19 protein-coding genes and 1 pseudogene are annotated in these 20,678 nt (G+C 44.5%); 15 read left to right on the top strand and 5 right to left on the bottom strand.

The window, feature by feature from the left end; translation table 11 throughout:
• Positions 1-549: 549 nt before the first annotated feature.
• The 9 genes and pseudogenes from ACM6JA_RS01870 to ACM6JA_RS01910 all read left to right on the top strand — a co-directional run bounded on the left by ACM6JA_RS01870 (position 550) and on the right by ACM6JA_RS01910 (position 7,682).
• Positions 550-1,353: a substrate-binding domain-containing protein gene (locus tag ACM6JA_RS01870; protein WP_414850924.1), complete on the top strand. Its 804-nt coding sequence runs from the start codon at positions 550-552 to the stop codon at positions 1,351-1,353.
• A 38-nt stretch (positions 1,354-1,391) separates the two neighbouring features.
• The gene (locus ACM6JA_RS01875) at positions 1,392-1,850 is read left to right on the top strand and encodes a hypothetical protein (protein WP_414850925.1); all 459 of its coding nucleotides are present in this window, start codon (positions 1,392-1,394) and stop codon (positions 1,848-1,850) included.
• 96 nt (positions 1,851-1,946) lie between these two features.
• Entirely contained in the window at positions 1,947-2,492 is a 546-nt protein-coding gene (locus ACM6JA_RS01880; RefSeq protein ID WP_007729405.1) for an RNA polymerase sigma factor, read from the top strand.
• Entirely contained in the window at positions 2,489-3,211 is a 723-nt protein-coding gene (locus ACM6JA_RS01885; protein ID WP_414850926.1) for an anti-sigma factor domain-containing protein, read from the top strand. Before ACM6JA_RS01880 ends, ACM6JA_RS01885 begins: the two co-directional genes overlap by 4 nt.
• A gap of 92 nt (positions 3,212-3,303) precedes the next feature.
• Positions 3,304-4,276: pseudogene (locus ACM6JA_RS01890) on the top strand (IS3 family transposase).
• Between the two features lie 783 nt (positions 4,277-5,059).
• The gene (locus tag ACM6JA_RS01895) at positions 5,060-5,908 is read left to right on the top strand and encodes a hypothetical protein (protein ID WP_414850927.1); all 849 of its coding nucleotides are present in this window, start codon (positions 5,060-5,062) and stop codon (positions 5,906-5,908) included.
• 26 nt (positions 5,909-5,934) lie between these two features.
• On the top strand, positions 5,935-6,288 hold the full coding sequence (locus tag ACM6JA_RS01900; protein WP_414850928.1) for a hypothetical protein: 354 nt from the start codon (positions 5,935-5,937) through the stop codon (positions 6,286-6,288).
• 135 nt (positions 6,289-6,423) lie between these two features.
• Positions 6,424-7,053, top strand: a complete 630-nt coding sequence (locus ACM6JA_RS01905; RefSeq protein WP_414850929.1) for a LysE family translocator — start codon at positions 6,424-6,426, stop codon at positions 7,051-7,053.
• Positions 7,054-7,118: 65 nt separating this feature from the next.
• The gene (locus ACM6JA_RS01910) at positions 7,119-7,682 is read left to right on the top strand and encodes a DUF4303 domain-containing protein (protein ID WP_414850930.1); all 564 of its coding nucleotides are present in this window, start codon (positions 7,119-7,121) and stop codon (positions 7,680-7,682) included.
• 134 nt (positions 7,683-7,816) lie between these two features.
• On the opposite strand, the gene ACM6JA_RS01915 is transcribed toward ACM6JA_RS01910, so the two are convergent.
• Entirely contained in the window at positions 7,817-8,836 is a 1,020-nt protein-coding gene (locus tag ACM6JA_RS01915) for an alpha/beta fold hydrolase (protein WP_414850931.1), read from the bottom strand.
• 140 nt (positions 8,837-8,976) lie between these two features.
• On the opposite strand from ACM6JA_RS01915, the gene ACM6JA_RS01920 reads away from it, so the two are divergent.
• Positions 8,977-9,870: a LysR family transcriptional regulator gene (locus ACM6JA_RS01920; protein ID WP_414850932.1), complete on the top strand. Its 894-nt coding sequence runs from the start codon at positions 8,977-8,979 to the stop codon at positions 9,868-9,870.
• 390 nt (positions 9,871-10,260) lie between these two features.
• Positions 10,261-10,824 (top strand): NAD(P)H-dependent oxidoreductase, encoded by a 564-nt coding sequence (locus ACM6JA_RS01925; protein ID WP_414850933.1) that lies wholly within the window; start codon positions 10,261-10,263, stop codon positions 10,822-10,824.
• A gap of 67 nt (positions 10,825-10,891) precedes the next feature.
• Here the strand turns inward: ACM6JA_RS01925 and ACM6JA_RS01930 are convergent, their stop codons facing one another.
• Entirely contained in the window at positions 10,892-11,257 is a 366-nt protein-coding gene (locus ACM6JA_RS01930; RefSeq protein WP_414850934.1) for a winged helix-turn-helix transcriptional regulator, read from the bottom strand.
• Between the two features lie 311 nt (positions 11,258-11,568).
• Between ACM6JA_RS01930 and ACM6JA_RS01935 the strand changes: the two genes are divergently transcribed.
• Both ACM6JA_RS01935 and ACM6JA_RS01940 read left to right on the top strand, forming a co-directional pair.
• On the top strand, positions 11,569-12,393 hold the full coding sequence (locus ACM6JA_RS01935; protein WP_414850935.1) for a MerR family transcriptional regulator: 825 nt from the start codon (positions 11,569-11,571) through the stop codon (positions 12,391-12,393).
• A 27-nt stretch (positions 12,394-12,420) separates the two neighbouring features.
• On the top strand, positions 12,421-13,428 hold the full coding sequence (locus ACM6JA_RS01940) for a serine hydrolase domain-containing protein (RefSeq protein ID WP_414850936.1): 1,008 nt from the start codon (positions 12,421-12,423) through the stop codon (positions 13,426-13,428).
• An 82-nt stretch (positions 13,429-13,510) separates the two neighbouring features.
• Here the strand turns inward: ACM6JA_RS01940 and ACM6JA_RS01945 are convergent, their stop codons facing one another.
• Positions 13,511-14,248: a MerR family transcriptional regulator gene (locus ACM6JA_RS01945; protein WP_414850937.1), complete on the bottom strand. Its 738-nt coding sequence runs from the start codon at positions 14,246-14,248 to the stop codon at positions 13,511-13,513.
• A gap of 132 nt (positions 14,249-14,380) precedes the next feature.
• Here ACM6JA_RS01945 and ACM6JA_RS01950 point away from each other — a divergent pair, with 132 nt between their 5' ends.
• The gene (locus ACM6JA_RS01950; RefSeq protein ID WP_414850938.1) at positions 14,381-15,385 is read left to right on the top strand and encodes a phosphotransferase enzyme family protein; all 1,005 of its coding nucleotides are present in this window, start codon (positions 14,381-14,383) and stop codon (positions 15,383-15,385) included.
• A 55-nt stretch (positions 15,386-15,440) separates the two neighbouring features.
• Here ACM6JA_RS01950 and ACM6JA_RS01955 read toward each other — a convergent pair whose 3' ends face one another.
• The gene (locus tag ACM6JA_RS01955) at positions 15,441-16,598 is read right to left on the bottom strand and encodes a GNAT family N-acetyltransferase (RefSeq protein ID WP_414851037.1); all 1,158 of its coding nucleotides are present in this window, start codon (positions 16,596-16,598) and stop codon (positions 15,441-15,443) included.
• A 360-nt stretch (positions 16,599-16,958) separates the two neighbouring features.
• On the bottom strand, positions 16,959-19,082 hold the full coding sequence (locus ACM6JA_RS01960; RefSeq protein ID WP_414850939.1) for a helix-turn-helix domain-containing protein: 2,124 nt from the start codon (positions 19,080-19,082) through the stop codon (positions 16,959-16,961).
• A gap of 102 nt (positions 19,083-19,184) precedes the next feature.
• Here ACM6JA_RS01960 and ACM6JA_RS01965 point away from each other — a divergent pair, with 102 nt between their 5' ends.
• Positions 19,185-20,657 carry an aldehyde dehydrogenase family protein gene (locus ACM6JA_RS01965; protein ID WP_414850940.1) on the top strand — a complete coding sequence of 491 codons (1,473 nt, stop codon included), beginning with the start codon at positions 19,185-19,187 and terminating at the stop codon, positions 20,655-20,657.
• Positions 20,658-20,678: the final 21 nt, after the last annotated feature.

A 20,678-nucleotide genomic window follows, 5' to 3' on the forward strand; every position in this document is an offset into this window, starting at 1 on the left:
TTTTATTGAAACAATTATTAAGGAAATCGGGCGTTTTCGATGTAATGATTGGGTTATTCAAGAGAGCAATATGAAAGAAATCAATGCATTATATATTTGCTATGATTGACATGAACCAAAACAACGCAGCAAACAAAATCGCAACGCAAGTAGGTGAACGCGAGATGGTGATCACCCCTATGAAACCGGGCGATACATGGTAGTTTATCATGTAAATGAAAAAAGTTGGATTTGACGCAATTATTCAATGTACAGTTACGATTAATACTAATACCGAAATCCATTTTTCAAACTAGCCAATTTCAAACAAAACAGATGCGAGAGACCAAGAATCCGCTTCGTGTCAGAACATGAAAAAGATCGCCACACACCTGGCCAAGCTGGCGTAGGTTGTGCGGAGATCTTTTTTTATTCTTTACCAGACTAGTTTTTCCATAGATTTATGAAACTTTCTAACTATTTCACAATTACAATCAAACCGTTTACAGCCTCCCTTCGTTTCCTTTGATAGTACCGTTAAAAAACATGTGTGAAATTGGAGGAAGAATCATGAAGAAGACCGTGTTCCTAACAACTCTACTGCTCTTTGTCTTTACGGCTACCGGAATGTCAGCCTATGCACAAATGGACGGTAAGCCTGCGTCCCAGGCGACACCAAATTCCAGCCAAAGTGATCAAGTCATCCGGGTTTACGGACCAGGTGGACCACTTGGACCGATTAAGGAAGCTGCTGAACATTTTTCAGCTGAAACAGGAATGAAAGTGGAAGTAACAGCGGGACCAGAGGGCAATTGGATCGGCCAAGCAAAGCGAGATGCAGATATTATTTTCGGTGGCTCCGAGTATATGCTGCAGGACTTCATCTTTAACCACCCCGAAATGATCGACACTAAATCACGTACGGAGCTTTACCCGCGTGCTGCAGGAATATTGGTGAGGAAAGGAAATCCTAAGAAGATTGAAAGCCTGGAGGATTTAACGAAAAAGGGAGTAAAAATAATCGATGTGAATGGGGCAGGCCAGCTTGGCCTGTGGGAAGACTTGGCAGGAAGAAAAGGGTTGATCGAAGGCATTTCCTCAAATATTAACCTTTCTGTAAAGTCGAGTGCCGAAGCCATTGAACGATGGAAATCGAATTCGAGCCTGGACGCCTGGATTACCTATGAATCGTGGCATTACCGGCTCCAGGATGTGACTGACCTGGTCGAACTGCCCGAAGAAGAAAAGCTCTATCGTGGAACGCCGATCGCCCTGACGAAAATCACTGATCAGAAAAAAGAGGCCCAGCAATTTATTGATTATTTAAGAACGGAAGAATCTCACCAAATCTTTCAAAAATGGGGCTGGAAGTAAGGACGAGTCTTACATCTAAAAAACTGGGAGGAACATACATGAAAAAAGCAGTTTTTACCCTTGCGATACTTTCGGTTATTTTTGTTTTGGCGGCCTGCGGAAAAAGCACGGAGGTAAAAACAGAGACGGTTCAACCCGATCAAGCCCCGGCTGACAGCCTCCAGCTTTTGGAGAATGAGAAAGCTGGAGGTTACCTGGCGGATCCACAGGGAAGGGCCCTGTATTACTTTAAAAAGGATGAAGCAGGAAAAAGCAATTGTAGCGGAGACTGCCTGGCAAACTGGCCGGCATTTACCCAGGAGAATTTCGCTGTCCCGGAAGGTTTTGACAAAAAGGATTTCGATACGATCACAAGAGAAGACAACGGGAAGAAGCAGGTTACGTACAAAGGCTTTCCTCTCTATTATTTTGCAAAAGACCAGCAAGAAGGGGATGTAAACGGACAAGGAGTAAAAGATGTATGGTTTGTCGTAAACAGCGAAACAGCATTTGAATAAGCCTGCCCAGGGAACGATCAGTCTCGGTCGTTCCCATCTTTACTTTTAAAATAGTGTTATGGCAATATATTTTTATCCAAGAGCAGGGAGTGCCACATGAAAGAAAATTACGATGCGGAATTAATGCGATTGGTAAACGAAAAAAATGGTCACGCATTAGAGGAACTCTATGATCGATATATAAAGCTTGTTTACGGCTTTGTTATGAAGTTTTGCAATGGGAATGAGGATAAGACGAAAGAGATTATTCAGTTGGTCTTTTTAAGACTATGGACAACAAACAGCTATTACGATCCTGCTCAAGGCAGCTTTGTAAATTGGCTCCTCACGATTACCCGCAATATTTGCATTGACTACCTCCGCAAAGAGAAGAGACATACGCAACACCATCAAGAGGAACTTGAAGAGATCGCCGACCCTGCTAATACAGTCGAGCAACGAGTAAATACAAATGATATTGCGATGGCGAAAAACAAATTGCCAACGGCGCAAAGAAAATTAATCGATTTGCTTTATTGGAAAGGGTATTCTCTTTCAGAGATCGCCAAGCTGGAACAAGAGCCGCTCGGCACGATTAAAAGCAGGCTTCACCAGGCTCTTAAAGGATTGAGGAAGCATCTGGAACTGGAGGATTTAAAATGAGAAGGGTTTGTGATCATTTAATTCCATATATAGCAAATGAGCTCAAGGAGAGCGAACACATGGCCTTTGCTGAACATTTAAAGAATTGTACGGAGTGTAAGAAAGAATATCAGGAATTATCCCAGGCCTGGCATGCTTTGCCTTTCGATTATACCGAGATCGAGGTGCCTGAATCGCTAAAAGGCGAGGTGCTGGGGTTTGTTTTTGAGGACAAAAGGAAAAGCGGTACGGAAACATTCATGACTAAGATGAGTAAGCTCTCTATGACACTCAAAAGCCAGTTCACTCCAGTTTCAACCAGTATCGTGTGCGTCTTGTTGCTCGCGTTTATTGGCCTTGGAATAGCGAATGTACAGGTGAAAAATCGCCATGCCGAAAATATACCCATTGAAATTTTAACGGCGATTCCCTTAAAAGCAGCCAATCAAAGCCACCCGGGAACAAACGGCATCGCCTATATTGTCCAGCAGGGATCAGAGAAAAATTTGGTGGTGCAGGTTCACGAATTGCCCGGCGTCGAAGGTTCACAGGTTTACCAGGTTTGGCTGCTGAAAAACAGCACGAGGGAAAATGGTGGCATATTCAAGCCAGACGAAAACGGATCCGGAATACTGACCTACCAGCTCGCCGAAGGGCAGACTTTTGATCAAATCGGCATCACTGTCGAACCTGACGCCAACAGCAGACAACCAAGGGGAGAAAAAATAGCCGGTTCATAGATGGTAACTGGTATTATCCCCTTATGGTAGACAGTAAATAAAGAGTTCATGATACGATGTACTCAATACTGTTGACCGGAGGGGGTTTTTTCATGCCACCCAAAAAAGGACAAGTCTTTTTACGTTATAGCGATGAACTCAAGAAAGAAGCTGTTCGATTACGACTTGAAGAGCGGCTGACCTATGCGCAAATTAAAGGAAGATTAGGGATTAAGGGTGATGCCCAAATCATCGAATGGGTTCGTTGACATCAAAACGGAGAGTCGTTTGAGGATTACCGGGGGAGCTGGGGAAGGAAGAAATTTAGCAGTCTTGAAGAAGAAAATGCCTACTTGAAAGCTCATTTAGAATATCTAAAAAAGCTCAATCCGAATCTACATGGGGAGGGAAGTTGGATAAGCAAGCCCGGTTTTCGGCTATAAACGTATGCGTACAGCTCTTCATAAAGAAGGATTTACGATGAACCACAAAAAAGTGCGTAGGCTCATGCGGGAACTTGGGATTCGCTCTGTCATTCGGAAGAAGCGCCCCTTTGCGGGGTGCAAACCATCAGTTGTTTTTCAAAATGTTCTCAACCGTGAGTTTGCAGCTGAAGAAATATTGAAGAAATTGGTAACAGATATTACCTTTATTCGGATTGGACATCAATTTGTATATTTATCAGTCGTTTTAGATTTGTGCAACAACGAAGTTGTGGCCTGGGAGATGTCTTCTTGTAACGATTTACAACTCGTTATACGTACTGTAGAACATGTAAACGCCAAAGGTGCTATTCTTCATTCCGATCAAGGGTATCAATACACAACGAAAACGTACAAGAAGTTACTAGATGATAAAGAACTGATTGGAAGTCATTCAAGAAGGGGAAATTGTTACGATAACGCCTGCATCGAATCGTTCTTTTCCCACTTAAAAGCAGAGAAGCTATACCTTGAAAAACCAGTAAATGAAGTGGAAGCTCGGAGAATGGTAATGGAATACATCAACTACTATAACGAAGAGCGCTTCCAGAAAAAACTCGGCGACCTCTCCCCTATAGAATACAGAGAAGCGATCGCCGCCTAAAAAATTTCTCTTTTTAGTGTCTACTTGACGGGGCTATGACCAAACAGAAAAGGACAGGTACATTTTAAATATCTGGCTAACCGTATAGTACGAACGGGTGCTAATGTTCAAGAAACTTGCCCAAAAACGATCAAACTTATTCGTGAAAATTCCTATCTGTATTCTAAACGGTAGAATCGATTTTGATTGATCTTTTTTCAAAATGGATTCTTTGAACTTGCCACAATAAGAGGGCTTCGGCTGGATTCCGCCATGATTCGTGAGTTGATCGAAAAAGAAACACCCTTTAAGTACCTCAATATAGAATGAACGGAAGTAGTAGGAACGATGAGGCAGACTCCTCAGAAAAAAATAAGGAGGACATCCTCCTATTCTTTTTTAAGAGAAAAGGCCCCACTTGAGAGAGAAGAGCTCCCAGGCAAGGCCTTTTCGTCCGTTCAGCGTTTTGCACTCGAACAACCAACCAATTTGGCGCGATAGTCATCTTTTATTCGATGCTCCATTTTTTCCTGTAGGTGGTCGTAGTACTGGATTCATTGCTAGTGAGACTGAAAACGATGAGTTCTCCGTAATAGAAGGCGGGGCATGTAGGGTTTGTTACAAAGGAAGTCAGAACTATATATCCGCAAAATTTGGCGTGCTACTATAATAGAAATAGTCAGGATGAGGGGGAACCCAGTAATGACAGATTTTAATTAGCCAGTTCTCGATGCATTGCCGCCCAAAGGGAGTAGCAGAGAGAAGGCTATCTCGGAGCTCGGAGTTAACGAGGCACCTGAGCTGTTGCATCTGGCCAGTACAGAGCGCGGGAAGAGTAAGCTTGCCGCCCAGAGGGCACTGGCTAAGATTGATTATGAACCGGCTGCAGCTTATTGGAAAAAGCTATTAAAGTCGCCTCAAAAATGCGAAAAAATAGTAAACCACACATTCTCGAATACAGTGTCGGATATGCTTGCTGATCGATTACTAGCTTTTTTGCAGACGTTTCTGGAGAAGAAGCCTGGCAGCAAGATCAGCTGGGAAGAGCATGAAACACTGCTTGCCTTACTTGGCATGATGCCGGGCAAAGCAAGTGAGAAGATGTGCGAAGTGTATGAGCTTGCAGCAGAGCATATCCAGAAGATTTCATCATTAAAGCGCGACAGCGAGGTGCTAAAGTTAGCCTACAGAGATACTTCTATCTTTCATATAAGTAATACTTTGGAAGGGGTGACTTTAGAGCAAGCCTTTCCTATGATTTTGGTTGGCTCTGTTTTAATGGATGGAGATAGTAGGCTGCAAGCGCTGGCTTGCAAGTTATATGAACAATATGGGGGAGCCTGGCTGTCTCCTGTCTTCGCTTCTGCGCTTCTAACCAAGCCTGCTGGCGATGTTTTCGAGGCGTTTTCACCGTATTACAAAGATCCGGTAGCGCAGCGTTTTATTTTGAACGTGCTAGGTACGGTGAAGTTTGATACTAAGCAAAATCGACATACGTTTATGTTTGGCTGGGGTCATATGCTTAGGGATGATACATATTTTTCACTTACACCGCTGCTGTTTGAGGATTTGGATGTGCGCTGGATAGAACTATTGGCAGCTGATCCGGAGGAGAAAAAGCTAAGCGGTCTTATTAAAACGAGCTATATGTAGGAAAAGTAACTGGAGAATTTGATGACGTGCTGGGTGATCTGCTTCCGCTAAATAATGAAATTTGCTGCCAAAAGGTGCAAGCGTATTTTCTAAAAAGAGCAATTCTGGATGATGGAATTGGCGCGACATATGTTGGTATTTTGTATCGCATAGGTTATGAGGACGTTGAATCGATTCTTATGAAAAAATGGTCCCAAAAGGAAAATGCAACCTCTATTTGGAATGTGTCCAGTGATTTGCAGTCCTTTACCCATTGGCCAGCCCAGAAGAGAGCAGTGCTTTTTGAACTGGTTGGACAATTGGTTCAGGAGAAGAAATTACAAATAAGTTATTGGAAGCCGGACACGGCTGAGGAGCTGAAGAACAAGCTGCTCAAGTAGCAATAGAATGAGCGGAACGGGGGGCATCAAATACAGATAAATTTGCATACTCATTGAAAATAATGCTATTAAAAATGGATTTGGGATAGATAATGGTTTCTAACTTTGATGAACCACGGAAAGGAGTAATGTAAATTGGTGAGCTTTGGTACTTTTCTTGCCTTTGTATTTGTTTCGCTTGGTATGGTTTGTTCTCCTGGCCCTAACATGATTTACCTAATTTCGCGAACGATTTCGCAAGGTCGCACAGCTGGAGTCATCTCACTTCTTGGTGTCATACTTGGGTTCGTGATTTACATGATCGCAACCATGTTCGGTCTCTCGGCTCTTTTTATAACGGTTCCGTTCGTTTACGAATCAGTCAAGTGGGCCGGGGCTATTTACCTGCTCTGGCTTGCTTGGAACGCGGTCAAACCAGGTGCTGCTTCCATTCTAAAGCCTGATACTCTCTCTATTGAACCGCCGAAAAAGTTATTTTTGATGGGATTGATAACAAATCTACTGAACCCCAAAATTGCTATTTTGTATGTATCACTCTTACCTCAATTTGTAGATCCTGCGCGGGGATCGGTGCTCCTGCAAGGTGCTACTTTGGGTCTAACACAAATTGCTGTCAGCTTTACCATTAACCTGCTTATTGTTCTTTTAGCGAGCAGAGTTGCTGAGTGGTTTGGTACACGCCCAGCCTGGCTACGGGTGCAGCGTTGGCTAATGGCAAGTGTCTTGACAGGTCTTGCTGCGAGTCTTGCTTTTGATCGCAGATAGTCATACATGTACTTTGTCGGCCGCAAACTTTTATTGAGCTACCTAATGCGGAAGGAGTTGCCCTGATGGATTTCGATTTTCCTTTGCTGAAGCAAGAGATTAAAACGGCGGCAATGCAGGCCTTTGACGAGATGAATAACACGTGCCAGGATGATAGGGTAATCGCCTTTGCGTTGTACAGCGACGAAGGCGCCATGACCGTTTGCCCTGCTGTCAATACGGAAGCGCATCTTGATGGAATTGTCGAGAGCGATCCGGAACATGCGTTGTATTACAAATTCGAGCCTGCGGAATGGCGGTTCGAAGGTCAAGGAGCTGAGGAGGCCTTCGGCGCGATTTGCGCGAAGTTGCGAAGTTTCATCCTGACTGAAGAGCCCTCGGCAAGACATGAAAGCGGCCGTTTCGTGGCGTTTCGGGAGGCGTTGTACGAAACGTGTATCGAGGCGCTGGAAGAACTAATACGCTCGGGCTTCTTTTCCGGTGTTGTTGGTCGCGACATCATCGTCTTGTTCGCAGTTTCCGACTATGAGTTCGAGACAGATGCGTATATGCGGATGATTCGAAGGTTGAATGCCGACGACACCATTCGAAAGGAATGCGCGGCTTATGTGAATGAATGGAGCGATTAGCCCCGAAAGACCTGCTTCCATTGATTTTGAGGCACTTGTTAAACTAAAGGGATCGATCGTTCAATAAAACAGCGGGAGCCTAGGACTTTATTTTCAGATCCATGGCTACCGCTGTTTTGATTGGTAGCGTCAGTCTATCCGTTTGTACTAAGCGCCAACAAGCGTCTTAGGTTGTCATCAATAAATTTATTATCGGCACTGTTGATTCCGCGACCTGCAAAATGGCCCCAGATCGACTCGATAGGATGAAAAACAGCATTAGGTATAAACTTAGCCTCGTATTTGTTATCGTCCGCCGTGCAGAAGAGATCCGTGCTCCCTGGCATGACGCAGGTAAGCGCTTTAATGCTTTTGAGCGCTTTATGGAAATCTCCGTTATAGGCAGGGTTTGCACTAATATCTGCAAATTGACCTGTCCATAACATGGCTAGGAAATTGTGCGGATCCATCTTCATAAAGCTATCTTCCCAGACGCCAGTCACAAAATCTGCCAATGAGTCATATCCCAGCTCTCGATAAAGCTCCTCCCTGTAAAACGCCTGCGATAAGCCCCATCCAGCGTAGACACGGCCAACGGCGCGCATGTCTGCCGAAGTCAACTGGTTTCGTTTACTTGAATCGAATCCAACTGCAGCCATGAGCGAAGCTTTCATTCCGTCCAGGACCAAAAACGTTTGGGGCCAAGTCTTGGCAACTCCGGCGAAAGGTGCAATTCGTTCCACCATGTCTGGATAACTTGCCCCCCATTGGAACGATTGAATGCCTCCCATTGACCATCCAACTACAAGAGCGATCTTTTGAATACCGAATTTTTCAGTCACCAGCCGATACTGTAATGCAACGTTGTCATAGATGGTTACCTGCGGAAAATTAGCCTGGTCGAATGGGGGAGGCGTGTTACTGGGAGACGAAGATAAGCCGTTGCCCAACAGATTTGGAACGATAATGAAATATTTCTGCGGATCTAGAGCCATGCCGCTTCCAATCAACCATTCATTCTGATAATGCTGGTCGCCAAAAGCAGTTGGATAGACGATGACATTATCTTTCTTTTCATTCAATGTTCCATAAGTCTTATAAGCAAGAAAAGCGCTCGGTAACGATACTCCTGATTGCAAGGTTACGTCACCCAAATCAAAAATCTCATAATCCATCGTATTGTTGCTCCTCTCAAATTGAAACCACACATGTAGAATGTTCTTGTACATAGTATAGACCTGTGCTATTTTCAATAAAAGTGAATAGATTTCAATCTGGTATTCAATATTATTGAAAGTGATTTGGGGGTAATATGATGGAATTGCGTCAATTGAATACGTTCCGAACGGTTGCTTCAACTTTAAATTTCAGCCGAGCTGCGGAAGTTCTGGGCTACGTCCCCTCCAACGTCACGATGCAAATGAAAGCATTGGAGGATGAGCTTGGTGTTCGTCTCTTCGACCGCTTGGGCAAGCAACTCGTTCTCACAACTGCGGGTAAACGCTTTCTAACTCATATCCAAGACGTTCTTAACAAATTGGACGAAGCTCGCAGTGTCGTTCATGACAATGAAAATCTAAGCGGCACCCTAACGATAAGTGCCAACGAGGTTCTTTGCGCCTATCGGCTTCCAGTTGTCTTTCACCTATTTCGTTCGCGCCATCCGGGAGTGCGTCTTATCTTCCGCTCCATTCCAAATCAACAGCTCAAGCAAACGCTCTTTGAGGGAACCGCGGATGTCGTCTTTATGTTGGACGAATCCATTCGCTCGAGCGCACTTGCAGTGGAGTCGTTGGTAGAAGAAACTTTCCGCTTTTTCGCCGCTCCAGACCATCCACTCACGAAACTAACTGTACTGCAGCTGGAAGATTTTCACGGACAAGTGTTCCTGACGAATGAAAAGGGTTGTCCCTATCGAACCATGTTTGACCGGCAATTTGAGAAAAAGGGAATTGATAGTATTACGTATTTAGAATTTCAAAATGCCGAAGCCATTAAACAATGTGCAATTACGGGAATCGGTATTGCCTTTCTTCCTGAAATGACAACGAAAGCGGAAGTTGAACGGGGTGAACTAGTTGCTCTTCCATGGCAAATTCCGGACTTGCACGTGTATACACAGATGTTATGGCATAAAGACAAGTGGCTTTCACCAATCATATTATCTTTCATAGAAGCAGCAAGGGAGGTTATAGCTATAGAACATTAAATAACGAGCGGGCAGCAGGATATGTTGCCTTACGAAAAATAGATGAACAAGTTTGCGAAATGAAAAGATTGTACGTATAGCTTGAATGGAAGGGAAGAGGCGTAGGGAAAAAAATAGCGTTGGCGATCAGTTCGTTGGAATTTTATCCAATTGAGCCCTATCGTTTCAATCCGATTGAAGGCACGCTGTATATGGAGAAAAAGCAAAAAAAAACATTTGCAAAGGGACCTCCCAACGATACGAACCTAGAATCATTAGGTCGAGGGGAGGCTTTTTTCTGTTCTTTACACTCACCTTTATGTAAGTAACTGAACAAAATGTGCATACTTACAAATTTGCAGCAAGCATTTTATACTCATAAAACAACAAACCTTCAAGGAGGATCCTACATTGAAAACTCTTGTAATCGTCACACATCCAAGCATCGAAACATCCGTCATCAATAAGCGATGGGTAGAAGAACTCAAAAAATATCCAGAAAAGTATACCGTACACGAATTGCATAAGGTTTATCCAGATGGAAACATTGATGTGGAAAAAGAACAGCAATTGATTGAATCGCATGGGAATCTTGTTTTACAGTTCCCGGTTTACTGGTTTAATTGTCCACCTCTCCTGAAAAAATGGCTTGACGATGTGTTTGCATATGGGTGGGCGTACGGTTCAAAGGGAGGCGATAAATTAAAGAATCGCAAAGCTGCATTAGCCGTGTCTGCCGGAATTAGGAAAGAAGATTATCAGGAAGAGGGAAGATATCGGTATACACTTGAGCAAATATTGACCCCTTTTGAAACAACCTTCCGCTACTGCCACGCGGATTATCGTTCATTCTTTGCGTATTATGGTGCAGAGACTGAGTCAGGGGAAAATGTACCTGGTCAAGAACTTGAGCCGATTGGTAGCGCATTGGATAAGAACGCGCAAGATTATTTGAAATTCGTTGATAGCCTGTAAGAATTCCCATGAAAAAAGAAGTATTTCCTCGTTTGGGAGATACTTCTTTTCCTGTTAATAACAATCGTTATGCCTGCTGCTTTACAGCCTTCTGAGAGGGTAAGCTGTTTGTCTCTCCCCAGTCGCACATCATATTTAACAACGGTATGAGAGATAGGCCACGCTCTGAAAGGGAATATTCCACTTTGGGAGGGACTTGGGGAAATTCCTTGCGGATGATCAAGTCATCTGCCTCCAGCTCTTTTAACATCAAGCTCAGCGTTTTAAAGGAAATGGTACCGATACTTCGCTTCAGCTCATTATGCCGCATCACCTTATTTTCAGCTAGCCAATACAAAATGATCATTTTATATTTCCCGCCTATTAAAGACAACGTATATCCAAAGCCAGTGTCTTTCAGCTCCACGCCAGTCGGAACACAGGTTTCACGCACAAGTACACTCTCCTTTGGGAAGTATAGGTTATGAATGCACATACTTCACCATACAACATTATGCAACTTTTTTGAATGTGATGTAAAGGAAGAAAACAGTGAGCCTTTCTGAGTTATTGCCAAAATTTCAAGCATAACGTGTGCTGCTTCCCTTATTCGAAACGTAAAAAAACGAAAAGGATTGAAACGATGCTAACGATGTATATGCATAGGTACTTCTTTATTAGCTTTTATACTTGCAGTTGACTTTGCCCTTAGGGGAAGGGGTATAAGTAGAATAGCGATACGGAATGAACAATGGAGGTGAACCTGTGCTATCAATCGGAGAATTCTCAAAGATATGTGGAGTGTCTACCAAAACGCTTCGCTATTATGCCGAAATAGGACTAATGAACCCGGACGAGATTAATCCTGAAAATGGCTATCGGTATTATTCCATCAAGCAACTGAAAAAGATGCTCTTCATCAACCGTTTGAAATCGTATCATTTTTCGCTGGACGAAATAAAAGCTATTTTGGAATGGGAAGAAGATCAGGCGGAGGAGAAGCTTGTTTCCGCTCTTCTTCGTAACCAAAGGGAGATGTATGAAAAACGAAACGCTTTGGACTATACCATAAAACAACTGAACCATGATCTATCCAAAATGGAGCAGGGTATCCCCATGATGTCATACCTTGACAACATAGAAGTACAGCTTGTGGAGACCCAGCCAATCCATATTCTTTCTTTACGCCAGATGATGACGAGTGATGATTATGCAACCGGGTATGGTAAGTATTTTAGTAAGCTGTATGAAAGGATTGCGGCTGAAAAGCTCACCTTGCTCGGTACGCCGATGACGATTTATCACAGCCCTGAATTCAATCCTGCCGGAAACGATACCGAGTTTGCCCTCCCGATTGCAGAGGCTGTAAAGGGAACAAGAGATCTACTTGGGGGACTTTGTGCAATGTCTGTATGTAAGGGTCCTTACTCAGAGTTGACAGCGGTATATGCGAGGCAGAGGGAGTGGGTAGAAAATGAAGGCTATGAATTGGTGAGATCACCTTACGAAGTCTATGTAACCACACCCGATCATGCCAGCGTTCCTGAGGAACTTGTTACGGAGGTGTATTTTCCAGTCAGAAAAAAATGACATTCTCGTGTAGAGGAGGGAATTATCATGCAAAGAACGACAGAATGGCAAGCAGTAGACCCGGCCCTCTTGAACATAGACGCTGAAAAACTAGCAGAGCTAGACCCTATCATAAAATCCGCGTACAGCAACATAAACGGGATCATCATTGTGAGAAATGGTTATATCGCCCATGAAAGCTACTATCATGGCTATGGACCGACAGATAGGCACCATGTAGCGTCTGTAACGAAAAGTATTCTATCTGCTCTCATTGGTATTGCCATAGAGGAACGGTTTATCAAGAATGTCGACCAAAAGGTACTAGAATTTTTCCCAGACTACGCAGCCGACCATACTGATACACAAAAACAAGAAATCACCATACGCCATCTCCTCACGATGACAGCACCCTATCCTTTTGAGGACTGGCACGAACCACTGGATCAAATGTGTATGCAGTCCGATTGGGTAACATATACCCTGGATATGCTCGGGCAAAAGGGAGAGATTGGAGCGTTTAAGTATTCAACCGCTGGGGCGCACCTGCTTTCAGCCATCCTCACACGCAGCACAGGCAAAAGTGCCCGAGAATTCGCCAACGAACGCTTGTTTACACCCATTTGCATGGAAGAAATCCCTGATTATGAAATGAAGGCGTTTGCGTTTGAAGATTTATTCGGGAAAGATGTGAGAGGATGGGTGAAGGATCCAAACAACAACTCCACAGGAGGGTGGGGGCTCACATTAACTCCCCGTGACATGGCACGAATTGGTTTGCTCTATCTGAATCGTGGATGTTGGGGCAATCATCAGATCATTCCAGAGGTTTGGATAGATGAAACAACCGAGATGAATCCCAATCAATACGGGTACCTATGGTGGTTGCGTGAAGAGGACGGTGTTTTTGCATACGCTGCTCTGGGCGATGGCGGTCATGTTATCTGTTGCATCCCAGAAAAAAAACTCGTCGTAGCCATTGCATCGGAATTCATGCCGAATTCTCGTGATCGATGGACGCTAATCAAGGAGCATATAATCGGGGCGGTAATCTAAGGTATCGAGCAGGAATTGAAACAAGGAACCGGGGAGTTGCGGCTCACCCGGTTTAACTGTTAAACGCTCGTTTAACTACACTTTACTTGGAAGCGTAATTTTCGGCAGCAATGCAAATGTAGTAGCTTAATCCCGTTTGCTGTTCTTCCAACATAGCGCGGTGGAACTCATCTGATAGGAAAAACCTTGACTGCTCGGCAAAAGCTCTCGCATCAATCGGATGGTCTTTTTGTAAAAAAGCAAGATGGTTTTCGATCGCAGAAACAACTATTTCATCATAGATACTTTTGTTGTTTTTCAACGCTTCTGCCATAGACGTCATGAAAGCAGTCGCTTCGGCAGCTTTTTCATTCATGGAAGCCACGTCCAGATTCTCTGTATCCAATTGAAAATCGTACGCTTCCTGCAAATGCTCATTTTGTTGAGTGAATGCCTGCTTCCATTCTTCTTCGTTTAATCCATCAAACATTTTCTCCGTGGACATATTTCCTCTCTTCCTTTCGTGTCGAATCGTTTCTTCTAATGTAAGCAAGATGCGCTCCAATCGAAGCTGGCGTGCCTTTAACATTGCTTGCTGCTCACTTAAACAACGAAGTCTGTCTGGTTCGTGATCAAGTGCATCCTTAATGCTGTCCAACGAAAAATCAAGCTCACGATAAAACAAGATTTGTTGTAACCGCTTGAGTTCATTCTCACCATAATATCTGTAACCATTTTCTGTAACGACTTCGGGCATCAGCAAACCAATCTTTTGATAATGGTACAGTGTCTTGATTGTGGTACCAGACAGTTTGGCTACCTCGTTCACGGTATACAACATGGTGATTCACCTCCTGAAATTGAGTTTGCAGTCTGACCTTAGGTTGGAGTCAAGCGAAAAAAAGAAAAGAGGAGTATGGCGGAAATCAAACGAATGTGAGCATATGAACCATATATTGGATGGGGGATTCGCATGACGAGGTTAATTCAGTTGGATTCTGAAGATGACATCGAGAAGGTAGTGGCTCAGTTGCAGCAAATCGCACAAAAGGCGATGCACGAATACGACTTGGATGGGGAACAGATTCGTTTCAACCAACTATCCGATACATGCACGTTTGTGATAGAAACAGAGAAGGATGGTACCTATTTACTTCGCATTCACGGAAACAAGAACAGAAACGAAATTGATTCCGAGCTTGCTTGGCTCAGCTCTTTGCATGAAAAAATAGAGGTAGCGATTCCAACGGGAATAGAGTGCCGCAATGGTTCCAAGACAGTGAGCATCGATCTTGCGAATGGTGACTGTGTCTTCGTATCCGTCATGCGTTGGGTCGAAGGGGAGCATGCAGATGAAGAACTTACGGTAGACCAAGTTTACAAAGAGGGCGTCCTGTTAGCAAAGCTTCATACAGTATCCCAGGATTTCCAATTGACTCCTGAATTTGTGCGTCCGATCTGGGGAGAAGATAGCTTCAAGGAGTCCATGGATCGTTTGACGGAGCATTACCAACGGTTTCTGACAGACGAAGAGTTCGAGCTATATGAATTGGCGGCGGATAAAATACTCACTTGTCTTGCCAAATTGGACAAGAATAGCGGGAACTATGGAATCATTCACGGCGATCTGCACCAAGGTAACATCGTTTTTCAAAACGGAGATCCTCGTCCGATTGATTTTGGAAGATGTGGGCTTGGTTACTATCTTTATGATATCGCCCATACTATTTTGGGTTTATATCCGGCACAAAGAGAGCTAGTCATAAAAGGCTATGAGAGTTTGCGGAAACTAGAAGGGGACTGGCTCCCCACATTAGAGAGCTTCGCGGTGATGGTCATGATTGAAAATTATAGTCATCATGCTCCTGATCCTAGGGAAACCGAGGGGCTAAAAGAAGAACAGCCCTATGCAATACCTATGATCAAAAACTACTTGAACGGCAAGCCATTTCTTTTTCATTCAAAGGCGGAGAAGTAGAGGGAAAATGGATGAGCTCAGCAAAAAGCCGCCGATAAAACGGCGGCCGTTTCCATTATAGTACTGATTCAGCAAGAATACGAGCGATCTGATCGCTGTCCTGTTCTCTGTACACATAATCATGATAATGCGGGTGGTGAATACTTACCCAGCCATGTTCGATAGCCTTTTTGTAGTAATGCTTTGAACGGTCCTCTTCACCACTCAGATAGAACAAGCAAGCAGCATTCCAATACAAGGCCGGATCGCCATCCCAATCCCAGCCTTTATCAAGTGCTTGGGCATAACTCCATGCGGCGCGGGCGTAGTCTTTTTCCACGCCATATTTCAGATCACCACGCATATAGTGGTTGCCGTTGACAAGGAAATTGTTTAAAGGAAGGTTCCATCCGAACAGAACCGGGAAATCCGCGAACAGCTCGAAACCGACAGACAAGGCTGTTCGCTGTGAACCTATATTATTTGACCAGCACTGCCATCCCACTCTTTTGATTCCGCGTTGTTTGGCGAGTGAGAGAGCACCCAATGCTGTCTTTCGAGCCCATCCGTTACCCCGATAGTCTTCATCGGTTTCTATACCCAATTCACATTCGTCTTCTACTACCCAATCAGTCATGCACCAACTAATAATGGTAGGCCCCTCATCGGTATCTTGAATCGCGGCACAACCAAAGCCTTTGTTTTCATAGGCTTCTAAAGATGGCCAGTTTTCTGCTATTTCATCGAGAACATCCTCAAGACCTACTAATTCTTTACGCTTCAACAAGGTGCTGTCTATCGGGACAATATGATCGACAGCAGGAGGGGACAGATCCTGTAAATGGTGAGTAAAGATCATTCGACCGCTTCTCATAGGTAATATATCTTTCATCACGATATCGAGAATGTCATTCCACTTCTCATCCGTTGGATAAAACAGGACGTAGTCAAGCTGTTCATCAACAGCAAGCTGCGGTAATAGCTCCTCTTTGAGCAATGCATTCACTTCTTCAAAGAAGAGGGGATTTTCAACACTGCCACCTAGAAAAATACCTTGGGGGCTTGTCAACAAGGCTGACCTTGCGTCAGTTGACAGGAATATTCTACCGGGAATAACACCTGCAATGACCCCTTTGATGGATACATGATGCTTCAACGCTTCGAACAGATTGGTCGCGCAATGGAAGCAATCGGTTGTGAGTTCCGTTCCTTGAACCATTTTTTGAGCAAACATTTCGTTCATTTCCTCCCATAGCATATGAGAGAAGGGATGAAATTATCGTTTGGAACCTCTCATATGCTTTTCCATTTGTTTTTGCGAATCCAAAACATCATCACTCCTTTACCTGTAGTAGGGCGCGAATCTCTGGGGTGTTTGGTGCCTGATGCCCCCATGTTCATTATGGATGTTTATCCAAATATTACAAGAAGAAAAAACACATCTGTTTTTTCACGATTTACATGAGGAAGTAATTTACATAACTTAATTATGGTAAACAAATCATCAAGCACTCGTAAAAAGACTTTGCATACAAAAAAGGCAGCGGTAGTCTAGGACTTTTTCACGTCCAAAGCTACTCCTGCCTTTTTCGATTTATCCTTCCTGGCGCAAATGACAAGCGAGCTGTAATTTAAGCAAGTCTTCTGGATTTCGCAAATCGATATGAAGAAGCTCCTCGACTTTGCGCAATCGCTGATACAACGTATTGACGTGAATGTGAAGCTCTTTGGCGGTGAGTTGAGGGGATTGACTGCATTTCATATAAGTCATGATCGTCTGTTCCCATTCCTGATATTTTTCCGGGTCTTGCCAGAAAGGGGCAAAGACATCTTGAATGAATGCATCAATATCGGCCTGACTCTGGTTCAGCATGAGGCGATTGACACCCAGGTCTTTATAGTGCACCACACCATAACGGCTGCGGTTGGTCAAATAGTGTGCGGCTTTCTTAGCTTCTTCATAGCTTTTGCTGATTTGCTCAATCCCGCTTGCCATACTTCCCACGCCAATGGATAAAGATGCTTCCTTGCCAAGTTCCCACTCATAAGACGCCTGTTGCAGCCTCTCCCGGATGTCCTTGCCATCTCGGGAGCCGAGAGACCGGATGAGAAGCGTGACATGGTTATGGAATCCGTAGACAAACATCTGTGTTTTACTGAACTCCCATTTCCAACGGGTAATGAGCCGGTGAATGTTTGCTTCTAGTAAAGCCAGATCGTGGCATTGCGTCAGATGGGCATAAACTACGTAGTATTTTGCTTGCGGCTGTAACCCCATCGAACGGGCGCGGTCAAACAGCTCATTGCCTTTGCTTGCGATTAGCTCTTGAAAAAGATCGTGTGCTCGCTTGTACAGCACGGAGCTGATCGATTGTTTTTTCACCAAATCGAGTATGAGCACAGCACTCCCTTGCTCAACCGTCATTCGAGCGAGATCAGATAGCCCGTGTTCGTCTAAGGGAATCATGAGACATCCGAGAAAGATGCTCCCATTGATTAGTGGATACAAACAGAACAGTTGATCGTCACCAGAAGCGGGAGAGAACAGATTGACGGAAACAGGCTGTCTTCTTTTGTTCAGCAATGTATACAGTTCATCCCAGCTAAAAAATAAAACACTCTTTTCAGGATACATTTTCTGCTCAAGCCAATCGGCAAAATAGATGGAATGGCCTGTCATTTTGCTGAGGGTTTTTACGATTGTTTCCGCCCCTTTATTTTGCAAGGACAACTGTTTGATGGATTCATGGAGATCGTTGCGTTGTATCAAATCATCGTGCTTGGCTTGCAGTTGGGCGCTAATGGCAGCCATATGTTCATATGCTTGTTTGACTTCAGCATAGAGCTCGGCATTTTGCAGGGCGATGGAAGTTTGGTCTGCGAAGCCTTGGAGGAGATCCAGATCGTACTCCGTAAACACATTTTCTTGATGAAACTGATGCAGGACCAGTACGCCGATACGCTTTTCTTCACGTGATATTGGTAAGCATAGCAACCCATTCAAGTCTCGCAATGTTTTCGCGTGGTTCAGGGAATGAAAGTTGTCAGCGGAGATGTCCTTCATCGCGTGAGTTGTTTCTTGGCTGGTTTTGTACATGCGTGGGATTCCGTCTGCAAACACTTTGCCCGCGATGGATTCGCCAACCCGCATTTTGAGATCCTTGAACACCGTATCATGAAAACCGACGGTGGCTTTTGGAATCAATCGGTCGATAGTGGGATCATACAAGTGCAAGAGACCTGCGTCAGCAGCCGGGATAACAGCCAGAGCATTACCAATGATGCCACGGATGATTTGGTGTACATCGAGAGTAGCAGATATCGAGCGAATCCCTTCAAAGAGCTTCTTGCTTTCCTCCGCTTTGGCAGTCATTTTTTCTTCAGCCAACAACAGGCGAATCCCGAACCACAGTAGTTCCCATTGGTCAGAAGTAAGGATGACCGGTTGGTTTGCTTTATGTGCAAGGCAAATAACAGCTTGTCCTTCCTTTTCGTAGAAAAAACGGTACATCTGTTGGGTATATGTATATCGCATGTGGCTAGCATCGTTGTCACAGCGAGGTACTGTCATAGGGGGAATATTCGTGGTAGCGTTTTCATGAAAAGAAGAGAAAATAAGCCGAAATTGTCGATCACGCGATAATTGGAACCAGATCGAGAAAGGCTGTTCGCCAAACCATTCGTGCAGCTTTTCAAGCAGGAGCGAAAATGAATTCATCCACGTGTCCTCCATGTAGAGAAATACACATTACTAGTTGGAAATAAGTATCTGTATATACATTGTATTCATAATCTTTGCTATATACAATACTCCTATAAGATGCGGAAGGTGGGAGACGATTTGACAGCAACCTACAATAACTACATCGATGGAGCTTGGGTGACGAGCCATACGGGACAGGTTTTCCCTAGTACGAACCCTGCCAATACGAATGAGGTTCTCGGTTATTTTCAAAAATCGGACGGGCTGGATGCGCGTTCTGCCATTGAAGCTGCTGCCAATGCTTTTGGTGCATGGTCGCAAAAATCGGCTCCCACACGTGGAGAATTCTTATTTTCCCTCATTCACTTATTGGAAAAACACAAAGAAGACCTCGCAGAAACGATCACCCGTGAAGTCGGAAAAACATTGCGGGAAGCGAGAGGCGAGGTTGCCAAGACAATCACCTCCATGAAGCAGTTGACTGGGGAAGCCACTCGCTTGACAGGTCAAACGGTGCCTTCCTTTGATGAACGGGTAATTGGTTACACGGTGCGAGAGCCAATCGGGGTTTTCGCGATTATTGCTCCATGGAATTTCCCGCTGGGGATTGGCTTGTGGAAGATCGTCCCGGCTATCCTCGCAGGCAATACAGTTGTGTTCAAGCCGGCGAGCAACACCTCCTTGATTAGCGTAAAGCTGGTAGAGCTCCTGATTGAGAGCGGCGTTCCGAGTGGCGTAGTGAACTTGGTAACAGGACCGGGTGCGGTAATCGGTGACGAATTGGCGAATCATCCACTGGTCAAGGGCATTTCCTTTACGGGTTCTTCTGAAGTGGGACTTGCCTTGGGGAGAGCAGTAGGTGCTAGAGGAGGCAAGATTCAGGCGGAGATGGGCGGGAAAAATCCAGCGATCATTCTTGCGGATGCCGATATTGACCTCGCTATCGATTCTATCGTACTGAGTGGATTCTTCGATAATGGGCAACGTTGTACGGGGACCAGTCGCGTATTGGTCGTTCCCGAAGTAGCCGAACAGGTAAAAGCAAAACTAATCGAGCGAGCGAAAGGCTTGAAAATCGGGAATGGTTTCGATCCAGACAATCATAACGGTCCAGTAGTGGACGAGCATCAGCTCAATTTGTATCTTCATTATGTACAAAAGGGTATCGAAGAAGGTGGCGTACTGGAATGTGGGGGTAAGCGCCTGGTAGAAGGTGATCTCGCCCAGGGATACTTCGTCGCGCCAACGGTATTTACCGGTATCACGCAGGAGATGACGATTGCCAATGAAGAAATTTTTGGCCCTGTGATCGCCGTGATCGATGTGGATTCTTTCGAACATGCAATGCAAGTGGCTAACCAGGTAGAATTTGGCTTGTCCTCCACGATTTTTACGAACGATTTGCAAAAAGCTTTCCAATTTGTCAAAGGCATTCAGTCAGGTGTCACGCATGTCAATATGCCGTCGACTCATTTTGAATCACAGTTTCCGTTTGGTGGCAAAAAGATATCTGGGTTGGGTCCGAGAGAGCAAGGGGAGTCAGCGCTCGATTTTTACGTCGAGACCAAAACGGTTTATATTCGGCCATAAGTATAGGGAAAGCAGGAGGAG

The organism is Brevibacillus sp. IT-7CA2, from assembly GCF_949767855.1.
Lineage (GTDB): Bacteria > Bacillota > Bacilli > Brevibacillales > Brevibacillaceae > Brevibacillus.